Source organism: Curtobacterium sp. NPDC086286 (assembly GCF_044746255.1).
Taxonomy (GTDB): domain Bacteria; phylum Actinomycetota; class Actinomycetes; order Actinomycetales; family Microbacteriaceae; genus Curtobacterium.
Genome location: NZ_JBIVBW010000009.1, coordinates 15,710 through 38,486, shown reverse-complemented (window position 1 = coordinate 38,486; position 22,777 = coordinate 15,710). Strand labels below are relative to the sequence as shown.

Sequence of the window (22,777 nt, the reverse complement as noted above, 5' to 3'; positions counted from 1 at the left end):
CGTTCAGCACCAGCGAAGAGTTCCGTACCGACGTTGTAGGCTCCCTGAATGGTCGGCTTCGACGTGCCGCTCCTCGCCGTCCTCCGCGAACTCGCCGAGCGGGGGAGCGTCACCGCCGTCGCCGAGGCCACGCACCGCACGCCCAGCGCCGTCTCGCAGCAGCTCCAGACCCTGCAGCGACAGGTCGGCGTCCCCCTCGTCGAACGGGTCGGACGCGGGGTCCGGCTGACCGAGCACGGCCGGGTACTCGCCGGGCTGGCGAGCGGCGTCGCGACGGCGATCGCCACGGTGGACGCGGCGTGGCAGGAGCACCTCGGCGGCGCGACCGGGCGGGTGGACCTCGCCGTGTTCCCGTCGGCCGCGGAACTCCTGCTGCCCGGCCTGCTCACCCGGATGCGCGAGCACCCCGGCATCGACCTGGTGCTCGTCGACGTCGACGTCAGCGAGGACGCGTTCGGCCCCCTCGCCGCCGACCACGACGTCGTCATCGGGCACCGGCCGGACGGCGCCCCACCGGCTGGCAGGGAATCGCTCGAGACCGTCCCGCTCCTCCGCGAGCCGCTCGACGTCGCGCTCCCGCTCGACCACCGGCTGGCCGCCCGCGAGCGGGTCCGCATCGACGACGTCGTCGGGGAGTCCTGGATCGGGGTGCCGGAGGGCTACCCGATCGACCGCGTGCTCACGGCCATGGCGGCGGCGACGGACACGCCGCCGAGCGTCGGCTTCCGGACGATCCACCTGCCCGTCATCGAGAACCTCGTCGCCGCCGGACACGGGGTGGCGCTCGTGCCGCGGTACACCTCGGGGACCCGGGCGTCCGGGCGCTTCCACCTCGCCGAGCTCGCCGACGTCCGCGCAGGGCGGCGGATCGAGGCGCTCGTCCGGCCGGACCGTGCGGTCCGCCCCGTGGTCCGGACGGTCCTGGAGGCGCTGGTCGCCGAGGCCCTGGACGTCACCACCTGAGGCGGTGACGCTGCCGGCGGGGCCGCCCCGCGCCTCCAGGCCGGCACTTGGTGAGCAGAAATGGTCGGGTCCCTACTCGGGACCCGACCATTTCTGCTCACGAAGCGAGCGCCGAGCGCCGCGCGCGACGCGCGCGACGCGCTACACGTCGAGGTGGTCGACGAGCTCGTCGGCGAGGCCCGTGTAGGTCGCCGGGGTGAGGTTCGTCAGCCGGGCCTTCGCGCCGGACGAGATGTCCAGGCCGTTCACGAACGCGACGAGCTCCGCCTGCCCGATGCGCTTCCCGCGCGTGAGCTCCTTGAGCATCGCGTACGGGTCCTCGATGTTCGACTGCCCGGCGGTGACCTCGGCGCGGATGACCGTCTGGATGGCCTCGGCCAGTACCTCCCAGTTGCGGTCGAGGTCCTCGGCGAGACGGACGTCGTTCACGGCGATCTCACCCAGGCCACGGCGCAGGTTGTCGAGCGCGAGCAGCGAGTGCCCGAACGCGACGCCGATGTTCCGCTGCGTGGTCGAGTCGGTGAGGTCACGCTGGAGCCGCGACGTCACGAGCGTCTCGGACAGCGTGGAGAACAGCGCCGACGAGATCTCGAGGTTCGCCTCGGCGTTCTCGAACCGGATCGGGTTGATCTTGTGCGGCATCGTCGACGAGCCCGTGGCACCCGCCACCGGGATCTGCGTGAAGTACCCCATCGAGATGTAGGTCCACACGTCGGTCGCGAGGTTGTGCAGGATCCGGTTCGCGTGGCGCACCCGGTCGTACAGCTCGGCCTGCCAGTCGTGCGACTCGATCTGCGTCGTGAGCGGGTTCCACGTGAGCCCGAGACCCTCGACGAACTCGCGGGACAGTGCGGGCCAGTCGGCTTCGGGGTCGGCCGCGAGGTGCGCCGAGAACGTCCCGGTCGCGCCGGAGAACTTGCCGAGGTACTCGCCGCCCTCGATCTGGGACAGCACGCGCTCGAGGCGGTACACGACCACGGCGAGCTCCTTGCCGAGCGTCGTCGGCGTCGCCGGCTGCCCGTGCGTGTGCGAGAGCATCGGGACGCTCTTCAGCTCGTCGGCGAGCTCGCGGAGCCTCGCCACGACGGCGCGGTAGGCCGGCAGCCACACCTGGTCGACGGTGTCGCGGACGGTCAGCGCGTACGAGAGGTTGTTGACGTCCTCGCTCGTCGCGGCGAAGTGCGTGAGCTCGGCGATCGCGTCGAGCCCGAGCTCGGACAGGCGACGACGGACGAAGTACTCGACCGCCTTGACGTCGTGCCGCGTCGTGGCCTCGATCTCGGCGAGCTCGGCGATCTGCTCCTGGCCGAAGGTCTCCACGACCCGGCGGAGCGCGGCCTTGTCGTCGACGCTGAGCGGCGACGTGGTGAACATCGCGTGGTCGGTCAGGAAGATGAGCCACTCGACCTCGACCACGATGCGCGCGCGGTTGAGCCCGGCCTCGGAGAGGTGCTCGCCCACCGTGTGCACGATCGGGTAGTAGCGCCCGTCGAGCGGGCTGATCGGCTGCGGGGGAAGGGGGGTCATGGGGCTCCCTGACGGACTGCCGGCTCGAGTTGGCGGAAGAGCGCCCGGCAGGCCCGTTCGACGGTCGAGAGCACTCGGTCGAACTCGTGCCGGTCCGCGTAGTACGGATCCGGTACGTCGGTCTGCTGGGGCCAGGCGTCGTCGTACCGCAACAGGAGCGTCACCTTCGCGGCGTCGTCCATGGTCGGTGCCCACGAGCGCAGGATGCGTTCGTGGGAGCGGTCGAGTGCGACCACCAGATCGAGGTCCGGGAACCGGTCCGGATCGAACTGACGGGCGCGATGCCTGCTGCCATCGTATCCGCGCGCTGCGAGTGCTGCGATCGTGCGCTCGTCGGCGGGCTCGCCGACGTGCCAGTCGCCGGTGCCGGCGGACTCGACCTGGAACCGGTCGGCCATGCCGGCGTCCGCCGCGAGCTGGGCGAAGACGATGCCGGCCATGGGGGAGCGGCAGATGTTGCCGCTGCAGACGAACGAGACCCGGAAGGGGGCGTCGGCGTCCGGGGTCATGGGGACATCATGGCGCAGGGAGCGTCCGTCCGCGACGCTGCTGCTGTCGGGAGGCACGGTGCCGGTCCGGTCGTCGGCCCACCCCGACGGGGTGCTCGCCGACGGGTCGTCGGCCAGCGTCACGCGCGCGGGCGGTTCAGCACCGGCCGCACGAACAGCCCGATCAGCCACGCGAACACCGCGAGCACGAAGGCGCCGACGATGCCCCAGCCGAACGAGTCGACGTGCAGCCCGAAGCCGAAGGCGTCCGAGATCCCGGCGACGATGAGCAGCAGGATCGCGTTCACGACGAACGAGATGAGCCCGAGCGTGAGGATGTAGATCGGGAAGGCCACGATCCGGATGAGCGTGCCGATGACCGCGTTCACGAGGCCGAACACGAACGCCACGAGCAGGTAGGTGAGCACGGTGGCCGTGGTGCCGCCGTCGCCGAAGGGCGTGACGGAGACGCCGCTGACGATCAGCGTGGTGAGCCAGAGGGCGACGGCGTTGACGACGAGGCGGACGAGGAATCGCATGCGTCCATGATGCCCTCCGGTACCCGCGGACGGGCCGGTAGCCTGATCCCGTGACTGACGAGCGCGTGCACATCCGGCCCGAGATCGCCGTTCTCCCCGCCTACAAGCAGGGGCGCCAGGCCGCGGCCGACGCCTTCAAGCTGTCGAGCAACGAGAACCCGTTCCCGCCGCTGCCCGGCGTCGTCGAGGCCGTGCAGGCGCAGACCGCGTTCAACCGCTACCCCGACGCCACCGCCCTCGCCGTCCGGGCCGTGCTCGCGAACCGCTTCGGCACCACCGTCGACGAGGTCCACGTCGCCCCCGGCAGCGTCGCGATCCTCCACGAACTCGCCAAGGCCACCTCCGGCCCCGGCGACGAGATCGTCTACGCGTGGCGCTCCTTCGAGGCCTACCCGGGCGTCGTCACGGTCGCGGGTGCCACGAGCGTGCAGGTGCCGAACCGCCCCGACGGCGGTCACGACCTCGACGCGATGGCCGCCGCGGTCACGGAGCGCACCCGCCTCGTGATCGTCTGCACGCCGAACAACCCGACCGGCCCGATCGTGACCGGCACCGAGTTCGAGGCGTTCATGGCCCAGGTGCCCGCCACCGTGCTCGTGGTCCTCGACGAGGCCTACGCCGAGTTCGTCACCGAGCCGACCGCCGTCCGTGGCGCCCCGCTGCTCAAGCGGTACCCGAACCTCGTCGTGCTCCGCACCTTCTCGAAGGCGTACGGGCTGGCCGGACTCCGTGTCGGGTACGCCCTCGGCCCGGCGTACGTGCTCGATGCCGTACGCGCCTGCGCCATCCCGCTCTCGGTCACGGCGCAGGGCCAGGCGGCGGCGCTCGCGAGCCTCGAGCGCGAGTCCGAACTGCTCGAGCGCGTGTCCGAGATCGCCGTCCTGCGGGACCACGTCGTCACGTCGCTCCGCGAGCAGGGCTGGGACGCACCCGACGCCCAGGGCAACTTCGTGTGGCTGCCGACCGGCGAGCTGACGGCGCACGCGACGGAGCGCTTCGAGCAGGCCGGCATCATCGTCCGGGCCTTCGGGAACGAGGGCATCCGCATCTCGATCGGGGAGCACGAGGCTGTGGGAACGCTCCTCGAAACAGCACGGTCGCTTGTGGGGGACCTCCAGGCAGCCGAGTAGTCGCTGCCGCTACGCTGGCCCGCATGTCATTCCGCGCCGCGGCCCCCGCGACGACCACCGTCCGGCTCCTCGACCCCGAGGGCCGGTTCGTGGAGACCGACGAGAACGCCGAGTTCGCCGCCGCCGCGCGGGCGATCCCGGACGAGACCCTGCTGGCGATGCACCGTCGCATGGTCCTCACCCGTCGGTTCGACCACGCCGGTCACAACCTCCAGCGCACCGGTCAGCTCGGCCTCTGGGTGCCGAGTCACGGGCAGGAAGCCGCACAGACCGGCTCCGCCTTCGCCCTCCGCGCGCAGGACCACGTCTTCCCGTCCTACCGCGAGCACGCGGTCACGATGCACCGCGGCGTCGAGCCGATGGAGATCATCGCGATGTACCGCGGCCAGACGCACGGCGGGTGGGACCCGGACGAGCGCGGCAACACCCACATCTCCACCCTGGTGATCGGCTCGCAGACCCTGCACGCCACCGGCTACGCGCTCGGGCAGAAGCTCGACGGCGACGTCGGCACGGGTGACCCCGACCGCGACGCGTGCTCGATCGTCTACTTCGGCGACGGCGCGACGAGTCAGGGCGACGTGAACGAGGCGTACGTGTTCTCGGCCTCGACGAAGGCCCCCGTCGTCTTCTTCCTGCAGAACAACCACTGGGCGATCTCGGTACCGGTGTCGGTCCAGTCGCCGACCCCGCTCGTCGACCGTCCGCGCGGCTTCGGGATCCCGAGCGTCCTCATCGACGGCAACGACATCCTCGCCTCCTACACGGCCTCGGTCGTCGCCACCGACCACGCCCGCAGCGGCCAGGGCCCGGCGTTCATCGAGGCCGACACGTACCGCATCGGCGCGCACACCAGCTCCGACGACCCGAGCCGCTACCGCGCCGAGGGCGAGCTCGAGGACTGGGTCCGCCGCGACCCGATCGTCCGGTCCGAGGCGTACCTGCGCTCCAAGGGCGCGACCGACGAGCAGTTCGCCGCGTTCGACGAAGAGGGCGAGGACATCGCCGCCGACGTCCGCCGCCGCACCGTGGCCCTGACACCGCCGTCCGTCGACGTCATGTTCGACAACGTCTACCGCGAGCCGCACCCGCTGATCGCCGAGCAGAAGGCCTGGCTCGAACAGTACGAGGCCGGCTTCGAAGGGGGCGCCCACGCATGAGCACCACCGAGCAGCTCTTCGACTACACCCTGCGCTCCCACCCGGGTGCCGGCGAGGTCCCGAGCGACCCCACCCCGACCCTGACGATGGCCAAGGCGCTCAACGCCGGGCTCGCCGCCGCGATGCAGGCGGACGACAAGGTCCTGCTGATGGGCGAGGACATCGGCGCACTCGGCGGTGTGTTCCGCATCACCGAGGGCCTGCAGGAGAAGTTCGGCCCCGAGCGCGTGCGGGACACCCCGCTCGCCGAGGCCGGCATCATCGGCACCGCGATCGGCCTGGCCCTGCGCGGCTACCGCCCGGTCGTCGAGATCCAGTTCGACGGCTTCGTCTGGCCGGGCTTCGACCAGATCACCTCGCAGCTCGCGAAGATGGCGAACCGGCTGCCGGCGCACATGTCGCTGCCCGTCGTCATCCGCATCCCCTACGGCGGCCACATCGGCGCCGTGGAGCACCACCAGGAGTCGCCCGAGGCGTACTTCGCGCACACCCCGGGTCTCCGCGTGGTCAGCCCGAGTACGCCGAACGACGCCTACTGGATGATCCAGGAAGCAGTGGCCTCGAAGGACCCGGTCGTCTTCCTCGAGCCGAAGTCGCGCTACTGGCCGAAGGGCCAGGTGGACCTCGTCGACGGGCACGTCCCGATGCACACGACGCGCGTCGCCCGCACCGGCACCGAGGTCACCCTCGTCGGCCACGGCGCGATGGTCGCCACGCTCATGCAGGCGGCGGAGATCGCCGAGGGCGAGGGCACGAGCTGCGAGGTCATCGACCTCCGCTCGATCTCGCCGATCGACTGGGAGCCGCTCCTGGCGTCGGTCCGGAAGACCGGTCGTCTCGTCATCGCGCAAGAGGCCTCCGGCTTCGTCAGCGTCGGCAGCGAGATCGCCGCGACCGTCGCCGAGAAGGCGTTCTACACGATGCAGGCACCCCCGCTCCGCGTCTCCGGGTTCGACGTCCCGTTCCCGGTGTCGAAGCTGGAGCACCTGCACCTGCCGGACGCCGACCGCGTCCTCGAGGCCGTCGACCGCGCCCTCGCCTACTGACCTCCCTGTCCGAGCTCGACCAGAACGCCGAAGGAGCCGTAGTGGCCGTCGCCGAATTCCCCCTGCCCGACGTGGGTGAAGGCCTCACCGAGGCCGAGATCGTGCAGTGGCGCGTCGCGATCGGTGACGAGATCACCGTCGACCAGGTCCTCGTCGAGATCGAGACGGCGAAGTCCCTCGTCGAGCTCCCGTCGCCGTTCTCCGGCACCGTCACCGGCCTGCTCGTCTCCGAGGGCGACACCGTCGAGGTCGGCAAGCCGATCATCCGCGTGGAGTCCGACGCGCAGGTCGCGTCCGGTGCGCCGGTCGCCGGCCCAGGAGGCGCGGCACACGTCGACCAGAGCGTCCCGACCTCGCCGGACGTCACCGCCACCCCGCCGGCACCGGCCGCTCCCGCCGCCCCGGTCACGCAGACCCCCGCCGCACCCGCGCCGGTGAGCGCGCCGACCCCGCCGATGGCCGCCGCGGCGCCCGCCGCCGCTCCCGCGCAGCCCGCAGCCGCGCCTGCCCAGCCGGTCGCCGTCGACGCCTCCGTCGTCGGCACGGACGAGTCCTCCGGCGCCGTCCTCGTCGGCTACGGCTCCGCGACCTCGTCGCCGTCCCGCCGGAAGCCGGGCGCCCGCCGGGCCGCAGCGCTCGCGGCCGAGGCGAGCCGCGCCTCCAGTGCCGACGCCGCTGCAGCGGCCGAAGCCGCCACCGACCCCGGCGAGGAGACCACCGCCGAGGCGATCTCCGCCCTCGGGTCCGGCTCCGCGCGCAAGCACGGTGTGGCGACGAACGTCCTCGCGAAGCCCCCGATCCGGAAGCTCGCGAAGGACCTCGGCGTCGAGCTGAGCGAGATCGTCGCGACCGGCCTCGCGGGCGAGGTCACCCGCGACGACGTCATCCGGCACGCGAAGCAGGCCAGCGTCTTCCGCAACATCGAGACCCCCGAGTGGGGCGACGTCCGCAGCGAGACGATCCCGGTCAAGGGCGTCCGCAAGGCCATCGCGACCGCGATGACCACGTCGGCGTTCACCGCACCGCACGTCTCGCTGTTCGTCGACGTCGACGCCACCCGCACGATGGAGTTCGTCAAGCGGCTGAAGTCCTCGCCGACGTTCGCGGGCGTGAAGGTGTCGCCGCTGCTCCTCGTGGCGAAGGCCGTGATCTGGGCGGTCCGCCGCAACCGTTCGGTGAACTCCACCTGGACCGACCGCGAGATCATCGTCCACCACTTCGTGAACCTCGGCATCGCCGCGGCCACCCCGCGCGGCCTCATCGTGCCGAACATCAAGGACGCGCAGGACATGTCCCTGCTCGAGCTCGCCCAGGCCCTCGAGCAGCTCACCCTGACCGCCCGCGACGGCAAGACCACCCCGGCGCAGATGGCGAACGGCACGGTGTCGATCACGAACATCGGCGTGTTCGGCATGGACACCGGCACCCCGATCCTCAACCCGGGCGAGGTCGCGATCGTGGCGATGGGCACGATCAAGCCGAAGCCCTGGGTCGTCGACGGCGAGGTCCGGTCACGCATGGTGACGACGATCGGCGCCTCGTTCGACCACCGGGTCGTCGACGGCGACGTGGCGTCGCGCTTCGTGCACGACGTGGCCTCGGTGCTCGAGGAGCCGGCGCTGCTGCTCGACTAGCCGTCACGCTCCTCCGCAGCGCGCAACAGGCCCGCTCGGAACATCCGCACGGCCAGGACCGCGTCGAGCGCGAGCGCGTCGTGGTCGCGTTGGTCGCCCGCGGCGATCGAAGTGTTCGCGAAGACGACCGCACCGACGCTGGCCGCTGTCTCGAACGAGGCGCATGCTCCCAGCACGGCGCCGAACCGATCGCGGTCGACACCTGCGTCGAGCACCGCTGTGACGGCGTTCACAGCGCGATCGGCGTCCATCCTCGCGGCGTTCACCAGCACCCACGCGAAGTCGTACAGGTCCTTCTCCGCGCCCCGCCAGTACGCGGCGGCACCTTTCGCCGACAGGTAGCCCCCGATGTCGGTCATCCGTACCGGGTGACCGTGCACGACGGCATCGTGCGCGTCTCGGAGTGCGGGCCCGGGTCCGCGGAGGTTCTTCGCGCCGAGGACGGATGCACCCGGCAGGGCGATCTCACGGTCGAGGTTGTCGGCGACGTCGGCGAGGAACTCCACGAGCACGGGGTGGCCGCGGACCTCGGCGACCCATCGCCACCCGACGTTCGGTGACGCGGGGACGAAGCCGGCAGCGACGAGCGCACGCTCCAGCCAGCCGTAGTCGTGCTCGTCTCGGTCGTACTCCAACCCGAGGTCGAGCAGGAGATCGACGTCGTTGGTTCCCTGGTGCGGATCCGTGGTCTCGACGAGGTACTCGGGAACGAGGCCGCCGATGAGGACCAGTTCGGTCGATCTGGGACCGGCTGCCCGGAGGAGCGCGGCGAGCGCCTCCTCAGCGAGCGCCCGCGCGGCGTGGTCTCGCGACGCGTCGGCGCTCACGGCAACTTCCCCAGTGCGGAGTCGCGGATGATGTCCGCAGCTTCCCGCTCCCGCTCCGACCCGGTCAGGAGATCGGCGTAGATGCGGGCCGGGGAGGCGATCCGGACGTCCGCAGCGACCCGCGTCGTGTTCGCGATCGCGCGCGGTGCCACCGCGACCCGGACCTGCCCCGTCGGAGCAGGCAGCATGGCCGCCCGCTCGCCGAGGTCGCGGATGTGGTCGTCGTCCGCATCGACCACGTACGCGCTCACGCTCCTCGCCCCGGTGAGGAACGGACGGAGACGCTCGCTGCCCGAAGCGCCGGTGAGGACGAGGTCCGTCCCGAACGTCGTGAGCAAGACCCGCTCGACCCTCGCGGGGTCGCGGTCGAGGGTGTGGAAGGAGATCCAGTTCCGTGGCTGTCGGCGACTCCACTCCGACCACGAGTCGAGCATGCCCGACCCGTCGACGAGCACACGACTCCTCGGTTCCGGTCCGGGTCCGGTCCATCCGTTCTGGTCGAAGCCCCTCAGGGCGTTCGAGACCGAACCGAGCGATCGGTCTGAGAGCGTCGCGAGGCTCTCCACCTCGGGGACCCGTGTCCGTCCGTCGCCCCACCGACTGCCGTCCGCCACGATCGCGAACAACGCCTCCGCGACGTCCGCCCGCGCAGCTGACCAGCGGAACCCGACCTCCTCGGCGACGAGACCGGGAGTCGGAGCTCGCTCCACCCAGACGGTCCCGATGTGCAGGGACGCCGACCCGTCGAGTGCGACCCAGGACGCACCGACGGCTTCGATGACCCGTCGTGACCCGTCGGAGACGGACTGCGCGAAGACGACCTCGTGATGTGCGTCGACCCCTGCGTCTGCCGACGGGGACAGCGGCTCGTTCTCGAACGCCCGGGCGACGTCCCGTGGGAACCCTGCTCCGGCCCAGCGCATCACGAGTGCCACCTCGGAGCCGTCGGGGAGCACCGCCACCGGAGCGACCCCGTCACGCGAGATGATGTCGATCGACCCTGGAGGCAGTGCGCGCCGAAGCGCCTGCACGAGGGTCTTTTCAGTGATCGGCATGTTTTCACTGTACAGTGAAACAGACGTCTTGGCTGAAAATCCCTGCTTGCGGACTCCCGCATTCGTCGCGTGGTGTTCACACGGATGTCGGTGGGCGGCGGGATGATCGAGGCATGGTCCACCAGCTCCTGATGCCCTCGCAGGAGATCCGAACGGATCGCCTCCTGCTCACCCCGCTGTCGCCGGCGGACATCGACGACGTGCACGCGGTCTTCTCCGACGCCCGGACGTGGACCCACCTCCCCGCGGGACGGCACGCGGTGCGGGCCTCGACGGTCGACCTCGTCCAGCGCAAGATCGGCGGTCGGGCACGACACGGGCTCGGCTCGTGGGCGGTCCGCGCTGCGGCCGACCATGCGTTCCTCGGCGTCGGCGGCGTGGACATGACCGCGGCCGGGGTGTGGAACCTCGGCTACCGGTTGGCACCGGCGGCGTGGGGCAACGGCTACGCGACGGAGATCGCGCTCGCGGCGGTGGCTGCCGCGGCGGACGTCGCTCCCGACGTCGCGATCACCGGGCGGGTGCTGACGAACAACCCCGCCTCGGCGGCCGTGCTGGACCGCGCGGGGCTGCAGCTGGTGTGGCAGGGCTCGACGTCGTCGACGCTGCCGGACGGTGTCGAGCGGCAGGTCTGGGCCGACCGGGCGCTGTCGCGGACGCAGCGGGCCTGGCTCGTCGCGAACGCCTGACCCGCACCGGTCCCGTCACCGGTCGGGGTCGAACAGCGAGAGCGTCGTCGTCGCTCGTGCCTCCACCTCGGCCGCATGCGTCGCGATGACCACCGCGGCACCCGAAGCCGCGAACTCGTCGAGCAGGTCGAGCACCATCGACGCGTTCGTCCCGTCGAGCGCACTCGTCGGTTCGTCGGCCAGGATCACGTCCGGCTGCTTGACCAGCAGGCGTGCAAGGGCCACGCGCTGCTGTTCGCCGCCGCTGAGTTCGTGCGCACGATCCGTCGCCCGCCCAGCGAGTCCGACCCGTTCCAAGGCCGCTGCGGTCCGGACCGGTGTGCCACGGTGCTCGCGGGCCGGCACCCGTGCGATGTCGATGTTGGCCTGGACGGTCATGTCGGGTACCAGCCCGAAGTCCTGGAAGAGGTACCCCAGGTGTCGTCGGCGGACGAGCCGTGCGCTCCGACCGCCACCGCCGACCGTGACGCCGTCGATCAGGATCGATCCGGCATCGAACGTTTCGATGTGGCCGATGCAGTCGAGGAGCGTCGACTTGCCGGAGCCGCTCGGTCCCACCAGTGCCACGATCTCACCACGATCGACGTCGAACGTCAGACCCTGCCAGAGCACGCGTCGCCCACGGCGCTTGCTGGCACTGCGTACCTCGATCATCAGGATCCGTTCCCTCGTGTTCGTGCAACGGTCTTCGCTGTCGTCGCGATCGCCGTGGCGCTGACCGTGCCGACCAGCACGAGCATCCCGGCCGCGAAGGCGACGGCGACCCCCGCAGTCTGCGCGACCGGGTCGAGTGCGGAGCGCATACCGGCCCCGTCCGGGTGGAGGTCCCACCAGGTGTTGATCGCGGCCACGGTGGCGACAGTGACGAGCACGACCTCGATCACCAAGAGGCTGGCGTTCGCCCGCAAGAAGGGCGTTCCTGCCGTGATCCTCGCGAAGTGCGCGCGGCCGTACCGCCGTCGGTGTGCGGCCGCACCGAGTCCGGCGAGCACCGCGCTGACGATGAAGGCGCTCACCACGCCGGCGACCCCGATCCCGACCGTGCGCGCTGCCTGCCGAGCTGCTTCCGCGGCCACCTGGCCGACGTCGACGACAGCACTGAACTCGCGGCCGACGTCGGACGTCCGGATCGCGCGCTCCGCAGCCGAGCGCGACCCGAACACGACATCCCCGCTCGACAACCACGAGCCGAGTTGGTCTGCGGAGAAGGCTGCAGCGGGATCCGGTACGACGACCAGGACCGCGTCGTCGAGCCACGTGCGCGACGTGGAATCGCCGGGGTAGGAGTACACCTCTTGTGCTGCGAGCCGGCCGACGGTGACGTTCGAGCGTACGGCAGCGGGAGCATCGCGGAGTTCCCACTCGGAGAGCGCCTGGACGAGTCTGCTGGCATCCACGGTGCTGCGCGGTGGCAGCCAGACGGAGACGCCCAGGTCATCAGCGGTGAGACGCGTGCCGCCCTCCGCGCGCACGTCCTGTCGGTCCAGGTAGCCAGCGTCGACGAACAGCGCGGGTGCGGTCGCGTCGCCCTGCCCGGTGGACACCTCGACCGGCGCCGCGAGCAGTGCGTCCCCGCGGTCGAGCGCCCGTCCTGCGAACGCTCCGATCCGGTCCCAGTAGGGCTGCGTGTCCACCGGGCGCGGGTCCGGAGTGACCCAGAGTTGCACCGTCTCTCCTGCCGCTCGGAGGTCGCGTTCGGCGCTGCCCGATCGGACGACCGCGACGGCGCCGACGAGGTCGAATGATGCAGCGACCAGGACGAGGAGCGCCGGGAGCCGTGCAGCGTGCACCATGACCAGCAGCGCCCCGGCGGGCCGGGCACCCCGGAGCGCATCGACCATCGGCACCCGACAGGCTCCGATCGTGCCGAGTGCGTGGGCGACCGCGACCGGAGCGAGGAGTGCTCCGCAGAGGATGACGAACGCCGTACCGAACGTCGTCACGTCCGCCAGCCCGTTGTGCATCCCGAGCCAGATCGCCGCGCAGGGGGCCGCGATCACGATGGCGAGCACGGACGTTCGGGCTTCCGCGAGCTCTGAGCGCAGGATCGACGCCGTGCTGCGACCGTGCAACCTCCGGACTGCGCTCCGACGGGGAGACCCGCTGGTCCCCATCACGCACAGCGTCGAGCACCCGAGCGTCAGGGTGACGATGAGTCCGGCTGTCCGATCGACACCGTCGACGACCCCGACCCGCTGGAGCAGGGGGACCCGTTCGGACGTCACCGCGTAGCCGACCTCGGTGAGCGCTTGCACGGCCGCTCGTCGAGCTCGGTCGTCGCCGAAGACGTCGTAGGTCCCGGTCGGGTCGAACTGGTCGAGGTCCTGCATCGGCCGCACGTGCGTGGTCATCGACCTCGAGAAGTCCGCGTAGCCGTCCTGGAGCCACCGTTCACCGCGACTCTCCGGAGCATCGGTGACGAGCGCCACGCGTCGTGTGGTGGGTGCCGCCCGGTCTGCCACGACGCGGACGATGGTCGCGTCCGCAACGCGTGCCACGCGGTCGAGTGCCGCAGCGACACGCTGGTTCGAGCCGGTCTCGGGACCGGCGGTGGCGGTGACCGTCGACGACGCGCCGATGAGTCCTGCTTCGCTGACCTGCGTCACCCCGATGAACGCCAGGACCAGAGCGAGGACCGGCGGGACGACGTAGGCGAGCGTCACCGATCGGATCGTCATGCCGCACCTCCCGGGAACGGCACGATCAGCAGTTGTGGTAGTACGCCTTGTTCCCGCTGCTCGCCTTCGGCGTCTTCGCCATCGCGTACTTGCCGCCCGGGACGTTCGACACTCGTTTGGACTTCTTCCCGACAGCCGTCGCGCCGTGGCACCGCTTCTCGCGGAAGTAGTTCGACCACGTGTCGTCCTTGCCGACACCCCACTGCCAGAAGCTCCCGCCCCCGCCGTCGTTCCGGGTGCCGACACCCGTGGTCGCTCCGGTCGAACCGTCTCCGGAGTCGGCGATGCTCACCCCGCCGGCCACGGGCCCCGATCCCATGACCTCGAACGGCGTGGCCGACGCCGTCGAGGCGGTCCCGGTGACCAGGCCGATCGACAGCCCGAGGCCGACGAGGATCTTCGTCTTCGTGTTCTGCATCGTTCCCCTTGTCTCTGCCCCTCCATGGAGCAGGCCACATCGTGACAGCGACCGAACGGCAATGTCAAACACCCAACATGTCAATATTTGCCACGACGATCACCCGAGCCATCGTCCCCGGTCGCGAGTGCAGCCGCACCCACGCAGAGCAGCAGGAGCACGGCGGCGACCGGCGCCACGGCGACCGGCCCCACCGTCAGCAGCAGGACAGCCACGAGGGCGACCACCGCCAGCACGACGGGCCTCACCCGAGGGCCCCGAACAGGGTGTCGGCCTCGTGCGGCAGCTCCGTGCGCAGCGACCACTGCACGGTGTTCCAGTCGTGCCCGCTCCCGGGCGCGAACGCGACCTCGGTGTCCGCGCCCGCCGTTCGGGCCGCACTGCCGAGTGCCCGGGCGTTCCGACTGAACTGGTGGTCGGCGGACCCGGCCGTGAGCCAGAGCGCGTGACCGCCGAGCCCGTTCGCCCGCATCTGCGCGATCGGGGCGGCGGCCTTCCACCGGGCCACCGACCCACCGAACGCCTGGTCAGCACTGTGCCGTGGGTTCTGGTCGATCGGCTGCAGTTCGCTGGAGATCGCCAGCGCGGCGCCGAACGACCCCGGGTGGGCGGTGACGAACTGCATCGCGCAGGTCGCCCCCTGCGAGAACCCGACGAGGCCCCAGGCGTGCCGGTCCGGCGTCGCGGGGAGGTGTGCTGCGATCCAGGCGGGCACGTCCTCGGTGACGTAGGTCGCGGACTTCCCGAGCGTCGAGTCGACGCACATCGGGTTCCGACCGGGAGACGACAGCTGGTCGACGGACACGACGATCGGTGCCGATCCGTGGTGCGCGGCCGCGTAGGCGTCGAGCACGGTCCCCATCTGCCCGGCGGTGAACATGTCGCTCGGCGCACCGGGCTGCCCGGCGAACGCGAGGACGACCGGCAGGCGTGCCGGGTCCCGGACGAGCGCGGCCGGCGGGAGGTAGACGACCGCGGGGCGGGCCGGGAAGCCGGAGCGGGTCCCGGGGATGTCCACCGTCCGGACCTCGCCGTGCGCCGGGAGCGCGGCTGCTGGGGCCGCGTGCAGGTCGAGCGCCGGGTACGGGTCGCTCTGCACCACGGTGCCGAGGGTCGGGTACTTGGCGAACTCGACGTTCACCCCGAGCGCGGGGACGAGCAGCGCCGCCGGGACGAGCACGGCGGCGAGCACCCGGCGTCCGCGACCGCCCTGCACGATGCCGGTGACCGCCAGGGCGAGTGCGGCGGTGGCGATCGCGACCCACATCCGCGTGACCGGACTCAGGGCGACGCCGAACAGGTTCAGGACGTCGCTCAGGACCCAGCAGACGAGGAGCACGGCGACGGCGGCCCCGACGGCGACCACGGCGCGCAGCCGGACGGCCCGCCAGGCGGACCCGGACCGGGTGTGCCTGAGACCGGGAAGCAGCACCGCGACGGCGAGCACCGCGAACGCGATGTCCACCGGGACGAGCTTCGACGGCGCCTGCAGCTGGGTGGCGAGCAGCCACTCGGTCGGGCTCACGAGCGTGCCGCACCCGCGGCACGGGCCTCGGCCACCGCTCGGGCGTCCGCCGCCGCACGGTGCGCCTGCCGGAGCGCCCACAGGTGCTTCGGCCGCAGGCCCGGCACGTACGCCGACGCCAGGGCCCGGGCGACCCGCGGCACGTGCAACGGCGTCGGGACGACCAACCACAGGGGCTCGTGCCGCGCGCCGAACTTCTCCTTGAAGCGTTGCAGCGACCGGAACCCGTACACCGGCTCGAGCACGCGGGCGAGGAGCACCGACCCACGGACGACCAGCGACCGGGCCCCGGCGTGGGCGGCCAGCGGCGTGCCGGAGAGGCTGATCGTGGTGAGGCCGGCCTCGCGGGCACGGAGCGCGGTCCGTGCGATGAGGAACTCCATCACCCCGGGCATCCCGTCGTCACCGCGGCGCATGACGTCGAGCGTGTAGCCGGTCAGCGCTCCCCGCTCGTGGACGGGCAGCCAGCTCGTGACCGCGGTGACGTGCCCGTCGGCGTCGACGGCGAGCATGAGCCGGACGTCCGGGTCGTCGAGCTCGCGGAACCCGCCGAGCGTGAAGCCCATCTCCGGCAGGCGCCGATCGGCGGCCCACCGCGTGCAGATCGCCTCGACCTCGGCACGACGGCCGGCGTCGAGCGCGTCCAGGGTGGTCCACTCGTCGCGGACGCCCTCGCGGTCGGCCCGGTTCGACGCGGTCCGGAGGTCCTGCCGCTTCTTGCCGCGCAGGTCGAACGTCGTCACGTCGAGCACGCACTCGACGCCCACCGGCAGCGCGGTCCACCCCTCCGCACCGAGGATCGCGCGGACGGGTTCGTGCACGCTCGTGAAGGCGGGCACCCAGCCGTTGCGCTCGCAGAACGCGGTGAAGCCGGCGAGGACCTCGGCACGGTCGGCGGTGGCGCACGCCGGGTCCGAGACGGCGAGGGCGACCTCGCCGCGCACCCGGTAGGCCACGGCGCCGCGTCCGTCCGGGTGGGTCCAGGTCGCGTTCCCGCGCCAGGTGCCCATGTGCCCGAGGGTCCCGGCGTCGCCGTCGCGGAGCATCTCGACGAGGTCGTCACGGCGGGTACCGGCGGCCCGGAACCGCGCCCGGACGAGCCGCGGTCGGAGGAGGAGTACGGCGAGCAGCACGGCGGCTGGCACGATCCACGCGCCGAGCAGGGTGACCTGCCACTCGATCGCGTCGAGTCCGAGCCCCTGCCACTGCACCGCGTCGTCCTTGACCGGCTCGATGAGGAACACGTCGGCGAGCACGGCCGTGAGCGTCAGGAGCACGCCGATCGCCAGCGCGATGCCCGTCCGGCGACCGCGGTGCACGAGCCAGGCGGCCAGGAGCAGCAGCACCCCGACGACGACCACGGAACGGTCCGGCATCGCGTCGGCGAACGGCGAGAGCACGCCGTCCGGGTCCGGCACGATCGGGGTCACCAGGGTGCCGGCACCGAGCGCGATGAGGGCGCTCACCACGACCGTCCGTGCGGTGACGCGGGTGGTGCGGCTCTGGGGCCTGGAGGCGCGGCGCACGATCCACGCGCCGGCTGCGGTCCCGAGCAGGGTCGCCAGGGCGCGGGCCAGGTCCGACCCGTGGCCCGCGAAGAGCACGAGGGTCAGCACCACGGTCCAGAGGGCGGCGCGCGTCCGCCAGCGTCGCTGCGCGGGCATCGCCGCCGATGCGGCCCCGAGCAACGCGGCGGCGACGACGGAGGGGGCGAAGAGCGGCTGTCCGACGGCGAACTCGGCGTGTGCCTCGCCCAGCGCCGAACCGATCGTGACGGTGAGGAGGGTCGCGAGGACCCCGAACAGCGGCGCGCCGACCCCGATCACGAGGGTCCGGATCGATCCGAGGGAGCGCTCGGCGAGGACGGTCGTCAGGACCACCGCCACGAGGGCGAGACACGCGACGGGCGGGTGGTGCGGGAAGTCCGGCTCGGAGTGCGCCATCCGTGCGGTCACGACGAGCGCGACCGCGACCACCGCCACGGCGACGGAGACGGGGGATCGACGGAGTCGTCCGAGGAGCGCTGCTGGTGCCACGGTCCCATCCCAGCCGATCGCCCCCGCCGGGGCATCGCTCCACGGCGTGAACCGCGATGGCCGATCGGCCAGGCCGGGCTGGCTCCGAGGATGACCGTCAGACCGCCCGGGCAGCCGGCACGTGCTCCACCGGCAGCCGCAGGTGCAGCGCGAACCCGTCGTCCGGCTGCGGGCCCGACTCCATGCTCCCGCCGAGGAGCGACGCCCGCTCCCCGAGCCCGATCAGCCCGAGCCCGGACCCCGGCAGTTCGAGGCGTTCGGATCGCGCCGGGCCGTTCACGACGTCGACGAGGACGTGCTCGCCGTGGATCCGACCACTCACCCGCACGGTCGCGTCGGGGGCGTGCTTGCGGACGTTCGTCAGCCCCTCCTGCACGAACCGGTAGACCGCGCGCTGGAGTGGCTGGGCGAGGGTGTCCGGCAGGTCGACGGTCGTGCTCGTCTCGAGCCCGCTCTCGGCGATGAGCCGGGGGAGGTCGGTGAGCACCGGCTGGGGCGCGATCTCGCGGTCGGTGCCGCCGGAGGCGCGGAGCACCTGCACCATCTCGCGGAGCTCCTGCAGGGTGATCACGCACAGCTGCCGGATCGTCCGGGCGAACCCGCGCTCGGCCTCGTCGCGGCCGGCCATCTGCATCGCGCCGGCCTGCACCGCGATCAGGGTCACCTGGTGCGAGACGACGTCGTGCATCTCCCGCGCGAGCAGCGCCCGCTCGCGGGACAGGGCGACGGCCGCGGCCTGCCGGCGTTCGTCCTCGCGGGCCCGTCGGGACTCGACGAGCTGGTCGGTCAGCCGCGCACGGGTCTGCACGAGCAGCCCGACGGCGAGCGGTCCGAGCGCGAAGATGAGCGCGTAGACGACGGAGACGACGATCTCGTCGAGGGTCTGCGGCGGCCCGACGAACCCGCTGAAGCCGACGAACTGCACCAGCGCGGCGAGGAGCATCAGCCACCGGCGGCTCGTGCGCTCCCCGAGGGTGAACAGCGCCACGCTCGCCGCCACCACCGCGGAACCGACGAACAACCCGGGCACCGTCAGGGCGAACGCGAGCACGGGGAAGCGACGTCGGAGCAACAGGGCGGCCGCCGCGAGCAGCGACAACCAGGTCTCGAGAGCGGTCGCCCCGGAGATGTCGAGCACGGCGTCGGCGACGGCGGCGGCGATGAACAGGGCGTCGACCAGCCACCACGGTGCACGGTGGGTGCGCGCCCACCGCAGGCCGACGTCGACGAGGCGGTCGAGCCTCCCGTCGGTCGCCGCGAGCACCCGCCGGACGCGCCCCGACCGCTGTGTGTCAGCCATCCAGCAGTCCTGCCTCGGCCGCACGCAGCGCGAGCTGGACGCGCGTCGGGACGCCGAACGCGGCGAGCAGCGACCGGATGTCCTCCTTGACGGTCCCGGTGCTCACGCCGAGCCGTCGGCCGATGTCCGGGTTGCTCACGCCGTCCGCGACGAGCCGGAGCACCGCGTGCTCCCGGTCGCTGACGGACGGCGCGGGGGCTGCCGGACGTGCCGCGAACAGCCGGGTCCGGTCGACGCCCGGTGCCAGGACGACCCCGCCGCGGGCGAGGACCCGGACGTACTCGGCGAGGCCCTCGGGGTCGGTGTCCTTGAGCAGGAACCCGGCGGCGCCCAGCTCCATCGCCCGGCCGACGTACTCGTCGGTGTCGAAGGTCGTGAGCATCGCGACCGCCGGTGGTTCGGGGAAGGCCTGCAGCTCGCGGAGGACCTCGAGGCCGTTCACCCGCGGCATCCGCACGTCGAGGAGCACGACGTCGGGCGCGTGCGACCGGATGACCTGCACGGCGTCCACGTCCCCGGTGGTGGCGACGACGTCGATGTCCGGTGCGGCGCCGAGGATCAGCTCGAAGCCGTAGCGGACGAGCGTCTCGTCGTCGACGATCACCACGGTTGTCACGCGCGTCATCTTGTCATGCACGTTGGCGTTCCGAGGGGGACTCGCTACTGTGGCAGGCACTGGTCATGTCCGCGCATGACCACCCGCACGACCAGCGACGGAGCACGAGGACCGCATGACGAGCCGGATCACCGAGGGTGCCGAACCGAAGCACCAGCAGCTGCGGCGCATCCTCCTCGAGCTCGCTACGGTCCGGCTCGCACCCGGGGCGGCGATCCCCTCGGAACGCCAGCTCATCGCCGAGTACGGGGTGTCCCGGATCACCGTGCGCGAGGCCCTCGGCCAGCTCGTGAACGAGGGCTACCTCGAACGCGTGCGCGGCAAGGGCACCTTCGTGGCGCACCGCCCCGTGCAGTCGACGCTGCACCTGGCGTCCTTCACCGAGGAGATGCGGGCGATGGGGCACGTGCCGACGACCGTCGTGCTCGTGCGCGAGGAGCGGGTCCCGCCGTCCGACACCGCCGCGGCCCTGCGACTCGACCCCGACGTCGCAGCCTTCCACGTGAAGCGCCTGCGGATGGCCGACGGGGCGCCGGTGTCGATCGACGACGCCTGGCTCGTCGCGGACGCGTTCCCCGGGTTGCTCGAGCACGACCTGTCCGGGTCGGTCTACTCGATCATCGCGACCGAGTACGGCACGCCGATCGACCGCGCGCAGCAGACCGTCGCGGCGAACCCGGCGGCGGACGACGTGGCGACGCTGCTCGGCACGAAGACCGGGGCGCCGCTGCTGGAGTTCGACCGGGTGTCGTACGCGGGGGAGCGCCCCGTCGAACACACGCGGAGCTGGTACCGCTCGGACCGGTACCGGGTGCAGATGGAGGTCACGGCGACGGCGGCGCACGCGGTCGCGTAGCCGCTCGCCGAGACTCGGCCCGGCGGACGCATTCGCGACCGATCGGGCCGGAAAGTGTCCGCGGAGCCGAGTCTCGCGGCAGGGTGCTGCGTGCTACGCCTCGAACAGGGTGTCGCCGTCGCGCACCGTGGTGCCGACCGCGTCCTGCGCGATCGAGTCCGGCGCGGAGCCGAGCACGACCACGGGGCAGATCGGCGAGTAGCCGGCGGCCGAGATCACCGAGGGGGTGAACCGGACGACCGGGTCGCCCGCGACGACGGTGTCACCCTCGGCCGCGACGAGCTCGAAGCCCTCGCCCGAGAGCTTCACGGTGTCGATGCCCACGTGCACGAGCACGTCGGTGCCAGCGGCGCCCTGCAGCGCGAACGCGTGCGGGTGCAGCTTCACGATCGTGCCGTCGACCGGCGCGACCGCCGTGACGGCACCCTCGACCCCGGTCGGGTCCACCGCGACGCCGGCGCCGACGAGCTGCCCGGCGAAGACCGGGTCCGGCACGTCGGCCAGCGAGACGACCGGGCCCTGGAACGGGGTCCGGACGGCGGTCACAGCTCGTCCTGGATGTCCTGCGCGAGGTTGTCGGCGATCGGGCCGACGATGACCTGCCAGCCCGTGCCGCCACCGACGACGGCCTGCGCGCCGGCGGCCTTCAGTGCGTCCTTGTCGACGAGGTCCCCGTCCTCGACCTCGACGCGCAGGCGCGTGATGCAGCCCTCGACCTCGTCGATGTTCTCGGCGCCACCCAGCGCGGCGATGATGTCAGCGGCCTTGATGTCAGCCATCGTTTCCTCCTCGTTACGAAAACGCGTGCCGGGTTGACAGGCGTGTGGTCGCGGTTCAGACTACGGAACTGGTCATGACCGGACAGGACCGGACCTGGCGACACCGCCGAGGTTACCTGCGCTGACTGTACGACTCAACTCACCCCGACAGCTCCACCCAACGACGAGAGGACCTCCGATGAGCACCACCACTGCCACGGATGTGCCGGAGAAGAAGACCCCGAAGAAGCAGTCGCGCGTCTTCGCCAACGCCCAGCGCCTCGGCCGGAGCCTGCTCCTGCCGATCGCGGTCATGCCGGCGGCGGGCATCCTGCTCCGCCTCGGCCAGGCCGACATGCTCGGAGCGATCCCCGGCTTCGAGCAGGGCGCGACGATCATCGCCGCCGCCGGCAACGGTGTCTTCACCTGGCTGCCGCTGCTCTTCGCCGTCGGCATCGCGATCGGCTGGGCGAAGAAGTCGGACGGCACCACGGCGCTCGCCGCGGTCGTCGGCTACATGGTCATGTACCAGGTGTTCGCGGCCATGTCCCCGATCGTGCTCGACGGGGTGAAGGACGCGAACGGCAACCAGGCCACGATCAACTTCGGTGTCCTCGGCGGCATCGTGATGGGGCTCGTGTCGGCGTTCCTGTGGGAGAAGTTCCACCGGACGAAGATGCCCGACTTCCTCGGCTTCTTCTCCGGGCGCCGCCTGGTGCCGATCCTCACCGCGGTCGCCGGTCTCCTCATCGCCGTCGTGATGTCGTTCTTCTACCGGTACTTCGACATCGCCCTGACCGCTGCCGGCCAGGCCGTGGCGGACAACGCCGTCATCGGCGGCGGCATCTTCGGGTTCGTCAACCGCATGCTCATCCCGATCGGGCTGCACCAGCTGCTGAACTTCTTCCCGTGGTTCCAGCTCGGCAGCTTCACCACCGGCGGCACGACCTACCACGGCGACATCGCCCGCTTCCTCGCCGGCGACCCGACCGCCGGCATCTTCCAGACCGGCTTCTTCCCGATCATGATGTTCGCCCTGCCGGCCGGTGCCCTGGCGATCTGGCGCAACGCCAAGCCGCAGAACCGCAAGCTCGTCGGCGGCATCATGCTCTCGGCCGCGCTCACCTCGTTCGTGACCGGCATCACCGAGCCCCTCGAGTACTCGTTCATGTTCGTCGCGTTCCCGCTCTACATCATCCACGCGGTCCTCACGGGCACCTCGCTGGCGCTGGTGAACGCGCTCGGGATCCACGACGGCTTCTCGTTCTCGGCCGGCGCGATCGACTTCGTGCTGAACTTCGGCAAGGCGGACGGGGCCATCTGGCTCATCCCGATCGGCCTCGGCTACGCGGTGATCTACTACTTCCTGTTCAGTTTCGTGATCAAGAAGTGGAACCTCCGCACGCCCGGGCGTGAGGACGACACGATCGCGGAGAACACGATCGAGGCGGCCACGAAGCCGTAGCCGTCACCATGTGACGGACTGGAGGCGCGGTGCCGGCTGGCACCGCGCCTCCCGTCCGTCATCCGGC

23 protein-coding genes are annotated in these 22,777 nt (G+C 71.7%); 8 read left to right on the top strand and 15 right to left on the bottom strand.

Features of this window, described 5'->3' with window-relative positions:
- The first annotated feature begins 48 nt into the window (after positions 1 to 48).
- Entirely contained in the window at positions 49 to 963 is a 915-nt protein-coding gene (locus ACIPKM_RS16040; protein ID WP_402737099.1) for a LysR family transcriptional regulator, read from the top strand.
- Positions 964 to 1,104: 141 nt separating this feature from the next.
- Here ACIPKM_RS16040 and purB read toward each other — a convergent pair whose 3' ends face one another.
- From purB to ACIPKM_RS16025, 3 genes are all read right to left on the bottom strand, one after another.
- Positions 1,105 to 2,490 carry an adenylosuccinate lyase gene (purB, locus tag ACIPKM_RS16035; RefSeq protein WP_402737098.1) on the bottom strand — a complete coding sequence of 462 codons (1,386 nt, stop codon included), beginning with the start codon at positions 2,488 to 2,490 and terminating at the stop codon, positions 1,105 to 1,107.
- Positions 2,487 to 2,999 (bottom strand): low molecular weight protein-tyrosine-phosphatase, encoded by a 513-nt coding sequence (locus ACIPKM_RS16030; protein ID WP_070419277.1) that lies wholly within the window; start codon positions 2,997 to 2,999, stop codon positions 2,487 to 2,489. Before ACIPKM_RS16030 ends, purB begins: the two co-directional genes overlap by 4 nt.
- Before the next feature lie 119 nt (positions 3,000 to 3,118).
- A complete protein-coding gene (locus ACIPKM_RS16025; RefSeq protein WP_229086539.1) occupies positions 3,119 to 3,517 on the bottom strand; it encodes a phage holin family protein in 399 nt (132 codons plus the stop codon).
- 50 nt (positions 3,518 to 3,567) lie between these two features.
- On the opposite strand from ACIPKM_RS16025, the gene ACIPKM_RS16020 reads away from it, so the two are divergent.
- The 4 genes from ACIPKM_RS16020 (at position 3,568) to ACIPKM_RS16005 (ending at position 8,487) form a co-directional block, all read left to right on the top strand.
- Positions 3,568 to 4,647, top strand: coding sequence for a histidinol-phosphate transaminase (locus ACIPKM_RS16020; RefSeq protein WP_071295538.1), 1,080 nt, complete (start codon positions 3,568 to 3,570; stop codon positions 4,645 to 4,647).
- Between the two features lie 23 nt (positions 4,648 to 4,670).
- Positions 4,671 to 5,807, top strand: a complete 1,137-nt coding sequence (locus ACIPKM_RS16015; RefSeq protein ID WP_071295537.1) for a thiamine pyrophosphate-dependent dehydrogenase E1 component subunit alpha — start codon at positions 4,671 to 4,673, stop codon at positions 5,805 to 5,807.
- Between the two features lie 86 nt (positions 5,808 to 5,893).
- Complete coding sequence (locus tag ACIPKM_RS16010; protein WP_070419276.1) at positions 5,894 to 6,853, top strand: alpha-ketoacid dehydrogenase subunit beta; 960 nt, start codon at positions 5,894 to 5,896, stop codon at positions 6,851 to 6,853.
- A 41-nt stretch (positions 6,854 to 6,894) separates the two neighbouring features.
- Entirely contained in the window at positions 6,895 to 8,487 is a 1,593-nt protein-coding gene (locus tag ACIPKM_RS16005; protein ID WP_071295536.1) for a dihydrolipoamide acetyltransferase family protein, read from the top strand.
- Here the strand turns inward: ACIPKM_RS16005 and ACIPKM_RS16000 are convergent.
- Together ACIPKM_RS16000 and ACIPKM_RS15995 are read right to left on the bottom strand one after the other, a co-directional pair.
- Positions 8,484 to 9,314 (bottom strand): hypothetical protein, encoded by an 831-nt coding sequence (locus ACIPKM_RS16000; RefSeq protein ID WP_402737097.1) that lies wholly within the window; start codon positions 9,312 to 9,314, stop codon positions 8,484 to 8,486. The genes ACIPKM_RS16005 and ACIPKM_RS16000 overlap by 4 nt on opposite strands.
- A complete protein-coding gene (locus ACIPKM_RS15995; protein ID WP_402737096.1) occupies positions 9,311 to 10,369 on the bottom strand; it encodes a type IV toxin-antitoxin system AbiEi family antitoxin in 1,059 nt (352 codons plus the stop codon). The genes ACIPKM_RS16000 and ACIPKM_RS15995 overlap by 4 nt, the downstream gene beginning before the upstream one ends.
- 113 nt (positions 10,370 to 10,482) lie before the next feature.
- On the opposite strand from ACIPKM_RS15995, the gene ACIPKM_RS15990 reads away from it, so the two are divergent.
- A complete protein-coding gene (locus ACIPKM_RS15990) occupies positions 10,483 to 11,058 on the top strand; it encodes a GNAT family N-acetyltransferase (RefSeq protein ID WP_402737095.1) in 576 nt (191 codons plus the stop codon).
- Positions 11,059 to 11,073: 15 nt separating this feature from the next.
- Here ACIPKM_RS15990 and ACIPKM_RS15985 read toward each other — a convergent pair whose 3' ends face one another.
- From ACIPKM_RS15985 to ACIPKM_RS15950, 8 genes are all read right to left on the bottom strand, one after another.
- Positions 11,074 to 11,712, bottom strand: coding sequence for an ABC transporter ATP-binding protein (locus tag ACIPKM_RS15985; RefSeq protein ID WP_402737094.1), 639 nt, complete (start codon positions 11,710 to 11,712; stop codon positions 11,074 to 11,076).
- Positions 11,712 to 13,736, bottom strand: a complete 2,025-nt coding sequence (locus ACIPKM_RS15980; RefSeq protein WP_402737093.1) for a hypothetical protein — start codon at positions 13,734 to 13,736, stop codon at positions 11,712 to 11,714. The genes ACIPKM_RS15985 and ACIPKM_RS15980 overlap by 1 nt, the downstream gene beginning before the upstream one ends.
- Positions 13,737 to 13,761: 25 nt before the next feature.
- Positions 13,762 to 14,154 (bottom strand): lactococcin 972 family bacteriocin, encoded by a 393-nt coding sequence (locus ACIPKM_RS15975; protein WP_402737092.1) that lies wholly within the window; start codon positions 14,152 to 14,154, stop codon positions 13,762 to 13,764.
- Between the two features lie 80 nt (positions 14,155 to 14,234).
- A complete protein-coding gene (locus ACIPKM_RS15970) occupies positions 14,235 to 14,402 on the bottom strand; it encodes a hypothetical protein (RefSeq protein ID WP_402737091.1) in 168 nt (55 codons plus the stop codon).
- Positions 14,399 to 15,679 (bottom strand): alpha/beta hydrolase, encoded by a 1,281-nt coding sequence (locus ACIPKM_RS15965; RefSeq protein WP_402737090.1) that lies wholly within the window; start codon positions 15,677 to 15,679, stop codon positions 14,399 to 14,401. The genes ACIPKM_RS15970 and ACIPKM_RS15965 overlap by 4 nt, the downstream gene beginning before the upstream one ends.
- Complete coding sequence (locus tag ACIPKM_RS15960; protein WP_402737089.1) at positions 15,676 to 17,715, bottom strand: bifunctional lysylphosphatidylglycerol flippase/synthetase MprF; 2,040 nt, start codon at positions 17,713 to 17,715, stop codon at positions 15,676 to 15,678. The genes ACIPKM_RS15965 and ACIPKM_RS15960 overlap by 4 nt, the downstream gene beginning before the upstream one ends.
- 97 nt (positions 17,716 to 17,812) lie before the next feature.
- Positions 17,813 to 19,015: a sensor histidine kinase gene (locus ACIPKM_RS15955; RefSeq protein ID WP_083403336.1), complete on the bottom strand. Its 1,203-nt coding sequence runs from the start codon at positions 19,013 to 19,015 to the stop codon at positions 17,813 to 17,815.
- On the bottom strand, positions 19,008 to 19,631 hold the full coding sequence (locus ACIPKM_RS15950) for a response regulator transcription factor (protein WP_217647220.1): 624 nt from the start codon (positions 19,629 to 19,631) through the stop codon (positions 19,008 to 19,010). The genes ACIPKM_RS15955 and ACIPKM_RS15950 overlap by 8 nt, the downstream gene beginning before the upstream one ends.
- 115 nt (positions 19,632 to 19,746) lie before the next feature.
- Between ACIPKM_RS15950 and ACIPKM_RS15945 the strand changes: the two genes are divergently transcribed.
- A complete protein-coding gene (locus ACIPKM_RS15945; RefSeq protein WP_070417150.1) occupies positions 19,747 to 20,487 on the top strand; it encodes a GntR family transcriptional regulator in 741 nt (246 codons plus the stop codon).
- 93 nt (positions 20,488 to 20,580) lie between these two features.
- Here the strand turns inward: ACIPKM_RS15945 and ACIPKM_RS15940 are convergent, their stop codons facing one another.
- Positions 20,581 to 21,033 carry a PTS glucose transporter subunit IIA gene (locus ACIPKM_RS15940; RefSeq protein ID WP_402737088.1) on the bottom strand — a complete coding sequence of 151 codons (453 nt, stop codon included), beginning with the start codon at positions 21,031 to 21,033 and terminating at the stop codon, positions 20,581 to 20,583.
- Positions 21,030 to 21,266 carry a PTS transporter subunit EIIB gene (locus ACIPKM_RS15935; RefSeq protein WP_022907163.1) on the bottom strand — a complete coding sequence of 79 codons (237 nt, stop codon included), beginning with the start codon at positions 21,264 to 21,266 and terminating at the stop codon, positions 21,030 to 21,032. Before ACIPKM_RS15935 ends, ACIPKM_RS15940 begins: the two co-directional genes overlap by 4 nt.
- A 178-nt stretch (positions 21,267 to 21,444) precedes the next feature.
- Between ACIPKM_RS15935 and ACIPKM_RS15930 the strand changes: the two genes are divergently transcribed.
- Positions 21,445 to 22,710, top strand: a complete 1,266-nt coding sequence (locus ACIPKM_RS15930; RefSeq protein ID WP_071303396.1) for a PTS transporter subunit EIIC — start codon at positions 21,445 to 21,447, stop codon at positions 22,708 to 22,710.
- Positions 22,711 to 22,777 lie beyond the last annotated feature (67 nt).